The following is a 12,706-nucleotide window of genomic DNA, read 5'->3' on the forward strand; positions in this document are numbered from 1 at the left end:
TATATTCTTCAATTTTATTTTGAGTTATTTCCTTCATTTTAGATAGCTTATTTAAGCTGTAATTTTTTCTCTTAGATGCGGAAGCCTCTACTTTAGTACCATCTATAACAATTAGTTCTTTACCATATAAGCCCAGCTCAATACAGTAATTAAAAAACTTTTTAAAAATATTTTCAAGAGCTTCAACATTTTCTTTTCTAAAATCTGCAATAACTCTATACTTAGGTTTAATACCTTTAATTAACCAAATAACTTCCCTATTAATAAGGCATTGCTTTGCTAATTTACGTGATGATCTTATTCCGTAAAAATATCCATAAACGTATAATTTCAATAAATCTTTTGGATTGAATTTAGGTCGTCCCACTTCATCGTTATTTCCAACTTTGAAACCCATACTTTCTATATCCATAACATCAATTATTTTATCAATAATTCTTACTTCACTATCGTTATCAACATAGTCTTCCATTATTTCAATTTTTGTTTGTTTTCTATCATCACCATAAATATAATTCATTGCAACAACCCCTTAATAGAAATTTAATACTTATATATTAAATTATACCATAAATTATGGATTTTCGCACAACCTGCCAAGGTTCCCTGAATATTATTTTACCCGTATTTATTATTTAAATTTTTTTTAATGTTATTCCACCAGAAATTGAGTAAACTTATTTTAATTTATATCTTATTTTTTCTATTATCACATTATCAGAAATACTAAACATATTATCTATAAGCTCAGTCCTAAAACTTCCATTGCCCTTAACATGCTGGGAAAGTTCACCACATATACCCATAAGAGCTATTGCAAGAACAGTACCACCTAATATATGGCCAGAAGAAATATAGCTTGCTATAAGTGCATTAAGCATACAACCTGTACCAGTTATCATTGAAAGCATTTCACAACCATTTGTTATTAAATATGCATCTGTATTATTTGCTATTATGTCTATAACTCCTGTTGCTGCAATAACAGCACCGGTTTCTAAAGAGAGCTTCTTTAGAATTTCTACATTTTCAATGTAATTTTTTTCTGTTACAATATCACATTCTCCCACATCAATTCCTTTTGAATTGCTTTTTATGCCACAAATTGCTTTTATCTCAGACATGTTGCCCTTAATAACATTCGGATGACACTGTGAAATAAATTTTTTTGCATATTCTAAGCGAAGTTTACTGCATGCTACACCTACCAAATCTATTACTTGGGGAATTTTATTTTCAAAAGCAGTTTTACCTGAAATCAGCATAGATTCCATTCTTGTATCCGTTATATTTCCAAGATTAACTCCTAAAGCTTTAGATTTAGCAGTAATTTCGGCCACTTCCAAAGGGTGTTCAGCCATAATAGGTTTTGCACCAACTGCCAACACCATATTTGCACAATCATTTATTGAAATAGGATTTGTAATACAATGAATTAATGGTTTATTCAATTTAACACTCTGTTTTATTTGCAATAGGTTGTTTATTGTAAGTTTTTGGTTTGTCATAAACCTTTGCCCCCAAACTTCTCTGAATTTTTGCAAGCATACCCATTCTACTTAATGCTGCTAGAAAAACAAATGCAACAGTTCCACCAATAAGTGTGCCCATAATAAATGAAGGCACATAGAACATCCATGTAAGCCCTGTTCTTCCCCAAATAAATGTCATAACAGGATATGAAGCTATAGCTCCTATAATACCAGTTCCTATAATTTCACCTATAATAGCACAAATCAAGTTCCCCTTAGATACCCTGTATAGAATTCCAGATAGAGTGGCACCAAAAACTGCTCCTGTTAAAGCTAAAGGTGGAATCCCTAAGAAAAACATTCTTATTACACCAATAAGTGTAGCGCAAAGCAGTGAATACCAAGGCCCCAGAATAACAGAGCACACTATGTTAATAAAATGTGCCATAGGACACATGCCTTCAATACGAAGAATAGGTGAAATTACCACTCCCATGGCCACCAACATTGCAAGCATAAGTTTTTTTAATAGTTTTGAATTTTTTTGCATAATAAAATCCCTCCTTAGTAATATTTATTTTTCCTAAATGTCATACAGGAAATAAACACCATTAAAGAGGTATAGTTTTAGCGCAACCAAATAGCAATTCCCTATATGACATAAGTCATACTGGTCGGTCGAAGCTCAAAAGCTTCCTCTCATCTTGAAACACAAGCTCCCTCGCTATTTAGTTGTATTTTGCCCTATTAGCGCAGGGCGCTCCCCCTCCACTAACCAAAGATATTATCCTTGAAGCATAAAAAAATGAGATACACCGAATAAGGCGCATCCCATTTATACTCATAAATATATAAGCACTAGTATAAATTAAATATTTCCTTACGTCGGCATTATCCGAATCAAGTTATGGGTCGAAGCATAAACTTCCTCTCAGCCTGCAACCAAGCTCCCCTTTTTTTCAATTTTATCATATAAAATTTTTAAATGCAACTCTAAGCATTAATCCCTTTTACAAATTATTGTAACAAGTAATAAATTAAATTAGCTTCTCACTCATTATGCCACTTAAATTTAACTTACTTATTCTCTTCTTGATTTCCTCTACATCTATAGTATAAAGCCCTAATTCTTTCATTCTATTAAAATACTCGGCCCCGGCAAAGGTGTATCTCTTTCTTCGACCTTCTTTGGTGGCCAATTTATAGTTAGCATAGGCTATTATGTCGCCTATGGCTGTAGCCTTTGGAAGAATTAAAAGAGGCATGCCAAGGGCGCATCTTACGGCATTATGGCCGGCTAAACTTCCTGTGCAAATGGCCTCTGTGTGTCCCACAAACAATCCAGATTTCTCACCAGCACAGAATAAATTATCTATGCCCTTTACTTTCATATCATCGGTTCTTGGTGCCACGGAAAGATACCTTATGGAATTACCTTTGCCTCCAGCATATGGATCGATGTATTTAGCATTTTCCAATCCCTTTATTTTTCTTAGTTTTTCTAATGGGTAATAAGAAGTCATTAGTTTAACATGTCCTGTGTCTAGCAAAATTACATTTTCCGCAAACTCTTTTAATGCGTACTGCTGACATACTTTTATTTTTAATTTATCTAGATTTATATCTTCATTAGGAACTTTTAAAACTGCCACTCCTGTTTCCTCTAATTCATCTAGTATTTCCTTTGATATGCTTTCCTTACAAAGCTTACAGGAACCACTAAAAGCTCCTAGAACATCATCTTCTCTTTCACCTTGCAAATCCTCAACCCCAGCTCTTGAACTTAAACTTACTCTAGGTCCAAAGGCAGGACATCTTAAAACACACATGGAACAACCATTGCCATATCTTAAACAGTTCCCCATAGGTCCTGTAGAACCAGTGGTTTCTATAAACACATCTCCATCTACATAATCTCCATTAGATAAATAAATACCTTCAATTTTATCCTTATGTTTTTTCACATCAATGACTCTAGCTATTAAATTTAAATTGATGCCCATATTTATTAAATGGTTTTTTACAGCTGGTTCTATTTTGTTAACATTGTATAACCAGGCATGGTTATGTCCAGGGAACTCTATGTTTCTGTGGGTTGAATTGGCATCTGTTAAGCCTATAAGATCTCCTGCTCCCAAGGCTATTATTTCCTCAGCCGCTGTAAATCTTCCGTTATTTCTCATGATGCCACCTATATTTCCAAGACCTAAGATCATATCTGTTTTTTCATATAAATAAACCTCTGCACCAGCTTTTTTAGCAGTTATAGCTGCAGCGCAACCAGACCAACCGCCCCCTATAATGACTACCTTCATATAAATCTTCTCCCTTCAAATAAATTTCTAGGATCTGTTTGAACTTTGCAAAGTCTTTTTATCTTATGACCTTTATATCTAGCGGTGCAGCAACCGCACACTCCTTCTCCACAACACATTTTAGCATTATTACAACAGGAAAGCTTTATATTTTCATCCTCTATATAATTTACTGTTAAATATATAAGTATATCTTGTGCGGCTATATGCACTAAATTTACATCCTTATTTCTTAGAGTATCCTGTATTAACTCTTTAGCTTCCTCTGTAAGTTCACCATTTTTAAGGGTATTTGCATAATAAACTTTGCAGTTGTACATTTGAAGGTAATCCTTTATATATATGTCTTCATACCCACCTTTATCTGCAATACAAATTATATTATTACCATTTGAATAAAGTTTCTTGATAACTGGTACTGCTGGAGCCTGACCTATTCCTCTAAATATAACTAAAGAAGTTTTTTCTTTACTGGAGTAAATATTCTTAATACCTTGAACTCCATTCCAATAAGGTCCTTTAATAGAAATATCTTCTCCCTCACTAATTTCATCTATCTTTTTAGTTTTTACACCTTTAATTTCTATCATAACTTTTATTAAATTTTCCTGGGTGTCTACATCCATTATGGATATTGGTGTATTATAAAATTCTTTTGTATTAGGTATTTTAAGAAATATAAAGCTACCTGGATGACATAAGTTTATTGCCAGTTTATGAGGTACTACTATACCTAATTCTATTACACAGGACTGTAAATTTTTTTTACTGATTACTTTACAAATATATTCCTTTCTTTCCTCTTTAGCCTTATTTCCATTCCAACAATACTCTTGGTATATGCATACTCCCTTCCAATTTATGCAGTCACAGAACTTCTTACCACTCATTTGGGAGCAGAGTATGCACTCATTGCTCTCGGCTAATTTACAAGGGCAAAATTCACTACCAGCATCTATACAGTCTATTATTTCATAATCCATAGCCTATCCTCCAAAAAACGTTCTAATAATAGAATATCCAACTATGGATTAAATTGTTACATTTAGGTTTACATTTTTATTTACTTTACATAATTTTAAATATGTAAATTTTCCATGTTTTAAGATTGTTATTTTACGCAATCCCAACCCCTGTAAAAAATAAAAATTAAGAAGCTAATTCTATGTAAAGTAGCTTCTTACAACCTTTTTAACTATTTAAAAATCTCCTTTAGCTTTTCTAACATCCCTTTTTTATTATTTGATAAATTTATGTTTTTACTTGATATTAATGGTTTTTGATATATTAAAATACCTTTTTCATCCTCTATGGTTATTTTCCCTATGCTTTCACCTTTTTTAATTTGTAAATTATTTAAGTCTTCTTTTACTACTATATTTTTTACATAATTCTCACCTTTTTTAAGAGGTAACGTAATGTTTTCACTGCATAGTAAATCCACTTTATTTTTCTTATTTATGTTCATAGTGGCCATATTTTCACCTTTTTTTGCCACTTCTTTAAATTCATAGTTTTCTTTTACGTAATTATATATTTTCTTCGTTTCATTCCATCTAGTTGGAGAATTTAAAACCACTATTATTACATCGTTGCCGTCTATATTTACTGAGGTTACAAGACACTTTCCTGCCCCTCCTGTATATCCTGTTTTAACCCCATTAGCCTCAGGTATTTGCCAAAGTATCTTGTTAATATTATTATATGCTCTGGTAAAGCCTTTTTCCTCTGCAGATATTTCTTTATCTTTCACTATTTCATTAAATTTGTCTATCTCCTTGGCTTTAGCCGTTATAAGTGCTAAATCGTATGCAGTAGAATAGTGTCTTTCGCTATCCAATCCATGAGGACTTTCAAAATGTGAATCCAATGCTCCTATGGAATATGCATATTCATTCATGAGTTTACAAAAGTTTTCTACGGAGCCTGCAATGCCTTCTGCTATAGCAATAGCTGCATCATTTCCTGATCTAAACATAAGGCCATATAATAATTCCTCCATAGAAATTTCTTCACCCGCCTTATACCCAACTTCAGATCCATTAATGGTAGCTGCTTTTTTAGATATAACTACCTTTTCTTCTAGTTTTCCATAATTAAGTGCCACTAAAGAAGTCATTATCTTTGTAGTACTAGCTATAGGCACTAAATCATAAGAATTCTTTTGGAATAAAACCCTTCTAGTTTTAGCATCCATTGCAATGGCATATCTAGCATTTATATATACACTTTTTCCATTTTTATCTTTTATAGGTTCTCCTTTAACTGGAATTGTCCATGAAAGCATAAAAATTAAAGTTATAATACTTATAATTCTATATTTAAAATTATTTTTATGTTTTTCTTTAAAATTCACTTTCTTGCCACATCCTTTCCTAAATCGCATAAGGAATAATTTAATTTATTTATTATAAAATCTTAAACTAATATAATGTTTATATTTGAATTTTATGGTTAAACTACTAAATAGAACTATTATTTATTACCTATTACTTACAAATTAATTATAAAAAACTCCTTGAGTTTTATCCTTAACTCTTACTTCTTAGTTATTATTTCTTAGTTACTACCTATTACTTACCTCAAAGAGTTTTATTCTTCATTTTAAATTTTATATTTTTATTTTATAACTTCGAAAGTTGAATTACTTATTAATTGTTAAATACCTTGGAGGAATTTTACATGATATATGTTTTTATAATTGCCCTAATAATATTATTATTTCCCATACCCTTAAAAATTAAATTAGTATTTATTAACAAAGAATTAAAAATTTTCATTTATAAAAAAGAAATAAAGCCCTCTAATAAAATAGATTTAAATGAAACTCTGGATAAAATAAAAAATAAAGAAGCTGAAACAGAAAATAATGATAATAAAATTAAAAACAAGGAACAAAAAAATAAAGTTTCCGCAAAGGTACTTCTTCATATTTGTTTAAACAATCTTTTTAAGCCCACACTAAAAATAAATTTTAATATAAATTTTGGCTTTAATGATGCTTCCATAACTGCACTATTTTATGGATTTATAAATACAATTCCTGGATTTATATATAATATCCTATGTAAATTTTTTAAAATTAAAAGTTTTAAATTTAATACTCAACCAATATTTAATACTGAAATGGTTTCTATAGAAATTCGTAGTATAATTTTTGTAAATTTAGTTAAAGTTATATATATATCTTTAAAAATTGCCCTATTGTATTTTAAAGAAAAGAAAAACATGAAAAAGAAAATAACAGAAATATCAAAACAGAAAAAACTGAGCTTTTAAAATTGATGGTAATTTTAATGAAATGTATCCATTTAAAAATCGTAATAATTTTAATATATTTAAGAAAGGAGTATGGTTATGTTTTATTGCGATTTTCATAACCTGATATGCAAATGGAAAATAATCCTATAGAAAACTTTATGAAAACCACCATGGAAAATATCAAGGACATGGTAGATGTAAATACCATAGTAGGTACACCTATAGAATCTAAAGATGGCTCTTTGATTCTTCCAATTTCTAAAGTATCCTTTGGCTTTGTAGCAGGTGGAAGTGAATTTGCTAATTGTAAAGCCTCTGGAGATAACCCTGATTTTCCCTTTGGAGGCGGTTCTGGGGCTGGCGTTACTGTAAAACCTGTGGCATTTTTAGTAATTAAATCTGATTCTTTAAGACTTCTCTCTTTAGATCAAAAGAACTCTTATGACAAAGTAATAGACTCTATGCCTCAAATCATAGATGCTATAAAGGATATGCCTATTTTTAAAGATAAAAAAAACAATAAGAAAAAAGATAAAAAAGATCAATCTAAAGATGATCAATGTAAAGAAGAAGAATAAAAGGCTTTAGTCCTTTTATTCTTCTTCTATTTCTTTTATGTCTGCTATACTTTCTATATTTCTTATATCATCTATTGCTTCTGAAAACTCGCTTAAATCAGGCATATCTCCTAAGCTTTCCAAGCCAAAATGTTTTAAAAATTTTTCACTAGTTGCATATAAAATAGGTCTTCCGGGTACTTCTTTTCTTCCACATTCTTTTACAAGACCCTTTTCAACTAGATTAACTACAGCCTTGTCACATTTAACTCCCCTTATTTCCTCTACCTCTATCCTAGTTATAGGCTGCTTATATGCTATTATAGCTAAGGTTTCTAAAGCTGCTTGTGATAAGGATTGTCTTACATTAACATTCAATAACTTTTGTATATATTGGCTGTTTTCTTGCTTTGTTACTATTTGGTATGACTCATCTATTTTAATTATTTTTATTCCTCTAGAATTTTCACTGTAACTCTCCATCATTTCTTCCATTAAATTTTCTATTTCTTCTTTAGAATATTCCAAAATAGAAGCTAAATGTTTGGATTTCATTGGCTCACCACTTACAAATAAAAGTGACTCAATTATGGAAAAAATCCTATTCCTCTGAGATACTGTCTCTATCTCCATCTGTGTCATAAATTCCATGGTTATCTTCTATCCTTTCTATAAATATTTCATGAAAGTTGTCTTGTTGATATGCTTTTATAACCTTCAATCTAACTAATTCCAAAAGAGCTAAAAATGTAACTATAATCTCCATTTTCTTTCTGCACTCTTTCATCACATCAGAAAATTTAATTTTCTCATTTTGTTGAATTTTATATTTCAAAACAGCCATCTTATCTTCTACCTTGAAATTGTCTATTAAAAGTTCCTTTTCAATGACGCTGTTTTTATTTAATTTATTAATATAATTGCTCATTAGTGCACTATATATATTAAACAATTCTAGCATAGTTACATTTTTTAAAAAATCATCTTCATTATTACTTTTCTTTTCTTCTATAATTTCTGGTTTTTTACTAAAAGTTACCCCTGTTATTATTTCTCTTTCCTTAAAAAATTCCGATGCTTTTTTAAATTTATTGTATTCTATAAGTTTTTTTAGCAATAACTCCTCTGGTGCCTCTTCCTCTTCTTGATCCTTGTCCAAGGTTACCTTAGGCAAAAGCATTCTTGACTTTATTTCTAAAAGAGTTGCCGCTATAACTATAAATTCCGATGTGATTTCCAAATCCATTTTCTGCATAGTATTTATGTAATCCATATATTGCTTTGTAATTTCATGAATTCTAATATGGTATATATCCATTTGATTTTTTTTAATAAGGTGCAATAAAAGGTCAAAAGGTCCCTCAAAATTGTGTATTTTTATGTTTAATGCCATCTATTATCTCTCCTATATTATTTCTTAGATAATCCTCTTTTATATCTAAAAGGGTATTTAAATTTACCTTCTTTACCTCTTCTATTATATCACGAATTAACCTTCCTTTTTCCACTCCTAGGTCTAATAAAATTTTAGTTTTTATATCTTTATAGTTGTCCTTTAATTTCATATAATTCAATAATTTATACTGGAGTTTTCTATTGTATTTTAAAAGCTCTAAATGATATATATTACATTTATATAGTATATTAAATATATCATAATTATCTTTGCTCTCCATTAATTTTTTCTCTATATGTTCATATTGTTCAAAAGCCTTCTTTAGACTTTTCTCTAATATTGAATTATTTTTAAATATATTTTTTATATTAGCATCGTCCATCCATAAATATATATTGCAGAGCCTAATGTTAAAACTAACATTAGGTTTTAATTCTTCCTCACATGTCAAGCTTGCCCATTTTTTCTCTAATTCTAAATCATTATTAAAATAGAATTCCTTAGATGGTTTAAATATTCCCAAACTAAAACACTTTTTTATGTTTTCCTGCCATCTATTCTCTCCCGCCATAAGTAGTATTTCTTTCATTATTCTATGGAAGCTTATGGTAGAAAAAACATTTTCCTGTATACAATTTAATATTTCATCTTCATCACCTAAACTAAATCCATACCTTACAGAATATCTTATCGCTCTAAATATTCTTGTAGGATCCTCCCTATAAGAATTACACTTTATTTTTTTTATAATTCTTCTTTTAATATGTTCTACCCCCTGGTAAGGGTCAATTATACAACCATTTATTATATCATAGGCTATTGCATTTACGGTAAAGTCTCTTCTATCTAAATCATCATATATATTTGATGGATAAACTTCAGGCAGTGAACCATTTTGGGCGTATCTTTCCTTTCTACACCTTATTATGTCAAATTGAATTCCATTTTTAAAATATACACTAGAAGTTTTAAATCGTTCATGATAAACAGTTTTCTCTACCTTAGGAATATTTTTTATAATAGCTTCCACGTCTCCTTCAACTGCTATATCTATATCCTTAGGTGCTATTTTTAATAAGGCATCCCTTACTGCACCGCCTACTACATAGGCTTTTATATTATTTTCTTTAAAATATGATATTAGCATATTAAAAATACTACCTTCTTCTTCATTTAAAAAATCTTCTATATGGAAATTCAACATAGTATTTTGTTCCTCTCATATTTGCTTAAAATAAGTCGACAAAGAAGCCACCTTCCTTGCCGACTATATCTTAATAATACAATACTTTATACTGCATTATCAAATATTTTTTGTATATTATATTTTATATTATCTAGTATAGTATTAGCCTTTATGTCTCTGTCACTATAAATAGGTACCTTACCATAAAGCTTATCTGCTATGTATACTTCACAATATCCTACTTTTTCGCCTTTTTTGTATTCTTTTTTATTTTTATCTATTTTAAACTTTTTATCTATTTTAATATTTTCACCTTTAGGAACAACTACATTTAAATCTTCATTAGATTTTACCATAAAAAATCTATCGCCTTTTTTATTTAAATCTATTTTTCCTAACTGGCTTCCTTTTGTGATAATTTTCTTAACTTCATATTTAGAAAATCCATAATTCATAAGATTAGAAGCTTCTTTATTTCTTATTTTGTACGTAGGTGACCCCACAACCACTGCAAGCATTCTAACACCATCTCTGACAGCAGTAGCAGATATACAGTACTTGGCTTCACTTGTGTACCCTGTCTTTAAACCATCGCAGCCTTTAAAAAATCTAACTAGTTTATTATGATTTACTAGTCCTATAGGGCTCTTTCTTCCCTCTGATATAGTTTCCATATAAGTTCCTGTGTATTTAAGCACTTTAGGATGTTTTAAAAGTTCCCTAGACATTATGGATATATCATAAGCTGTGGTTAAATGTCCTTCTGCTGATATGCCATGACAATTTTTAAAGATAGTATCTTTCATACCCAATTCTTTAGCCCTCTTATTCATAAGGTTTACAAAATTTTCTTCACTTCCACCCAAGTACTCAGCCATAGCAACAGAGGCATCATTACCTGAAGCTATAGCAATACCTTTTAAAAGCTCCTCCACTGTTCTAACTTCTCCAGTGTCTAAAAGCATGCTGCTATTGCCCCCCTGACCCATTTTTTTAGCATTTTCACTTACAGTTACTTTGTCAGTTAATTTTATTTTTCCACTGTCTATAGCCTCCATAGTAATGAGCATAGTCATTATTTTAGTAACAGAGGCTGGAGCGAACTTTTCCCTAGCATTTTTTTCATATATTATTTCTCCTGTGGTAGGCTCCATAAGCAGTGCTGCCTTAGCTTCAACATTCATCGCATCTGAACTAGGCTCCTTTGCTAACGTTATTGTGGCATTTTGAACTAAAAAGCATAGAATTAAAAATAAACTTGTAGTAAATTTATTAAACCTCTTCACATATATCCTTCCTTTCATGTATTTTTCTACTTTTATTTTTACCAATAGTTCAAAATATTATCACAAAAATAAAAACAAAGTCATATACTTATAATTTAAAATGTAGAATAAATGCTAAAATTCCTAAGGAATTTCAGCATTTTTATTCTAAATTCTAAATTTTACATTGCAAAAAGACCTATACAAATGTATAGGTCTTTTTGTAATTAATTTTTTAACCCTTGTTAAGTAAGCGCTTCCACAGCTTTTAATAAAATATTCATTTTATTGTATTTTAAAATGAACTACATATTTTTCATTATTTCTTTTACTAAATTTATAAAGCTGCTTTTTACTCTATTAGATGTTTCTATAACTTCTGCATGATTTAGTGGTTGATCTAGTATTCCTGCTGCCATATTTGTTATACAAGATATTCCCAATACTTTTAATCCACAATGATTTGCTGCTATAACTTCTGGAACTGTAGACATACCTACTGCATCTCCACCTAAAAGTCTAGCCATTCTTATTTCTGCAGGAGTTTCATAAGTTGGGCCTGTCATCATTAAATAAACTCCCTCTTTAACATCTATGTTCAATTTCTTTGCTGTTTCCTTAGCTAAATTTCTTAATGCCTTATTATAAGCTTCTGACATGTCTGGGAATCTTGCTCCTATTTCATCGTCATTTTTACCTATTAATGGATTGTTGCTTGCAAAATTTATATGATCTGTTATTATCATTAAATCTCCTGGTACAAAACTTGTATTTACTCCACCAGCTGCATTAGTAACTATTAAGTTTTTAACTCCTAAATATTTCATTATATAAACTGGTAATGATAAAAGCCACATAGGATTTCCTTCATAATAATGAAATCTTCCTTGCATCATTATAACTTTTTTTCCATTTAGATCTCCAAATACAAATTGTCCTGCATGACCTTTAACAGTTGATGTAGGCATATTTGGAACTTCTGAGTATTTTATTGTAATTTTGTTTTCTACTTCTTCTGCTATATCACCTAATCCTGATCCTAATATAATACCTATTTCAGGTTCAGCATTAATTTTGCTTTTTACATATTCTACGCTTTCCATTAATTTTGATAGATCCATATGTACTCCTCCTCGTATAATAAGTTTATAGCAGTCATTTAACTGACTATAAACTTATTTATTTTTATATTTTAGTATAGATAAGAAAGTATCTATGTTTTTCTGTGGGGATTCTCCCAATTCCATAGTTGCT

At 30.0% G+C, this 12,706-nt stretch carries 13 protein-coding genes and 1 riboswitch; of the genes, 2 read left to right on the top strand and 11 right to left on the bottom strand.

The genetic code is table 11. The features are described 5' to 3' along the window. From FGK85_RS12775 to FGK85_RS12800, 6 genes are all read right to left on the bottom strand, one after another. The coding region (locus FGK85_RS12775; protein WP_138207223.1) for a transposase at positions 1-520 on the bottom strand (520 nt) is incomplete at its 3' end. Between the two features lie 157 nt (positions 521-677). Next, the gene (gene thiM, locus FGK85_RS12780; RefSeq protein WP_171011429.1) at positions 678-1,475 is read right to left on the bottom strand and encodes a hydroxyethylthiazole kinase; all 798 of its coding nucleotides are present in this window, start codon (positions 1,473-1,475) and stop codon (positions 678-680) included. Then, complete coding sequence (thiW, locus tag FGK85_RS12785; protein ID WP_138207227.1) at positions 1,453-2,022, bottom strand: energy coupling factor transporter S component ThiW; 570 nt, start codon at positions 2,020-2,022, stop codon at positions 1,453-1,455. Before thiW ends, thiM begins: the two co-directional genes overlap by 23 nt. A 309-nt stretch (positions 2,023-2,331) precedes the next feature. Next, a riboswitch (TPP riboswitch) is annotated at positions 2,332-2,436 on the bottom strand. 73 nt (positions 2,437-2,509) lie between these two features. After that, positions 2,510-3,787, bottom strand: coding sequence for an FAD-dependent oxidoreductase (locus tag FGK85_RS12790; protein WP_138207229.1), 1,278 nt, complete (start codon positions 3,785-3,787; stop codon positions 2,510-2,512). Beyond that, complete coding sequence (locus FGK85_RS12795) at positions 3,784-4,770, bottom strand: sulfide/dihydroorotate dehydrogenase-like FAD/NAD-binding protein (protein WP_138207231.1); 987 nt, start codon at positions 4,768-4,770, stop codon at positions 3,784-3,786. Before FGK85_RS12795 ends, FGK85_RS12790 begins: the two co-directional genes overlap by 4 nt. A gap of 212 nt (positions 4,771-4,982) precedes the next feature. After that, positions 4,983-6,074: a D-alanyl-D-alanine carboxypeptidase family protein gene (locus FGK85_RS12800; RefSeq protein ID WP_243122883.1), complete on the bottom strand. Its 1,092-nt coding sequence runs from the start codon at positions 6,072-6,074 to the stop codon at positions 4,983-4,985. Positions 6,075-6,469: 395 nt separating this feature from the next. On the opposite strand from FGK85_RS12800, the gene FGK85_RS12805 reads away from it, so the two are divergent. Further along, positions 6,470-7,066 (top strand): DUF2953 domain-containing protein, encoded by a 597-nt coding sequence (locus tag FGK85_RS12805; RefSeq protein ID WP_138207235.1) that lies wholly within the window; start codon positions 6,470-6,472, stop codon positions 7,064-7,066. A 113-nt stretch (positions 7,067-7,179) separates the two neighbouring features. Continuing rightward, positions 7,180-7,626 (top strand): GerW family sporulation protein, encoded by a 447-nt coding sequence (ytfJ, locus tag FGK85_RS12810; RefSeq protein ID WP_138207242.1) that lies wholly within the window; start codon positions 7,180-7,182, stop codon positions 7,624-7,626. Between the two features lie 15 nt (positions 7,627-7,641). Here ytfJ and scpB read toward each other — a convergent pair whose 3' ends face one another. The 5 genes from scpB to FGK85_RS12835 form a co-directional block, all read right to left on the bottom strand. Continuing rightward, positions 7,642-8,256 carry an SMC-Scp complex subunit ScpB gene (gene scpB / locus FGK85_RS12815; protein WP_243122882.1) on the bottom strand — a complete coding sequence of 205 codons (615 nt, stop codon included), beginning with the start codon at positions 8,254-8,256 and terminating at the stop codon, positions 7,642-7,644. Then, entirely contained in the window at positions 8,207-8,998 is a 792-nt protein-coding gene (locus FGK85_RS12820; RefSeq protein ID WP_138207237.1) for a segregation/condensation protein A, read from the bottom strand. Before FGK85_RS12820 ends, scpB begins: the two co-directional genes overlap by 50 nt. Further along, positions 8,967-10,205: a tRNA nucleotidyltransferase/poly(A) polymerase family protein gene (locus FGK85_RS12825; RefSeq protein ID WP_138207239.1), complete on the bottom strand. Its 1,239-nt coding sequence runs from the start codon at positions 10,203-10,205 to the stop codon at positions 8,967-8,969. Before FGK85_RS12825 ends, FGK85_RS12820 begins: the two co-directional genes overlap by 32 nt. Before the next feature lie 86 nt (positions 10,206-10,291). Further along, positions 10,292-11,491, bottom strand: coding sequence for a D-alanyl-D-alanine carboxypeptidase family protein (locus FGK85_RS12830; RefSeq protein WP_138207246.1), 1,200 nt, complete (start codon positions 11,489-11,491; stop codon positions 10,292-10,294). A 266-nt stretch (positions 11,492-11,757) separates the two neighbouring features. Beyond that, positions 11,758-12,573, bottom strand: coding sequence for a purine-nucleoside phosphorylase (locus FGK85_RS12835; RefSeq protein WP_138207240.1), 816 nt, complete (start codon positions 12,571-12,573; stop codon positions 11,758-11,760). Between the last annotated feature and the right edge of the window lie 133 nt (positions 12,574-12,706).

Origin of the sequence: Haloimpatiens lingqiaonensis, from assembly GCF_901447495.1 — a bacterium.
Classification (GTDB): Bacteria; Bacillota; Clostridia; order Clostridiales; family Clostridiaceae; genus Haloimpatiens; species Haloimpatiens lingqiaonensis.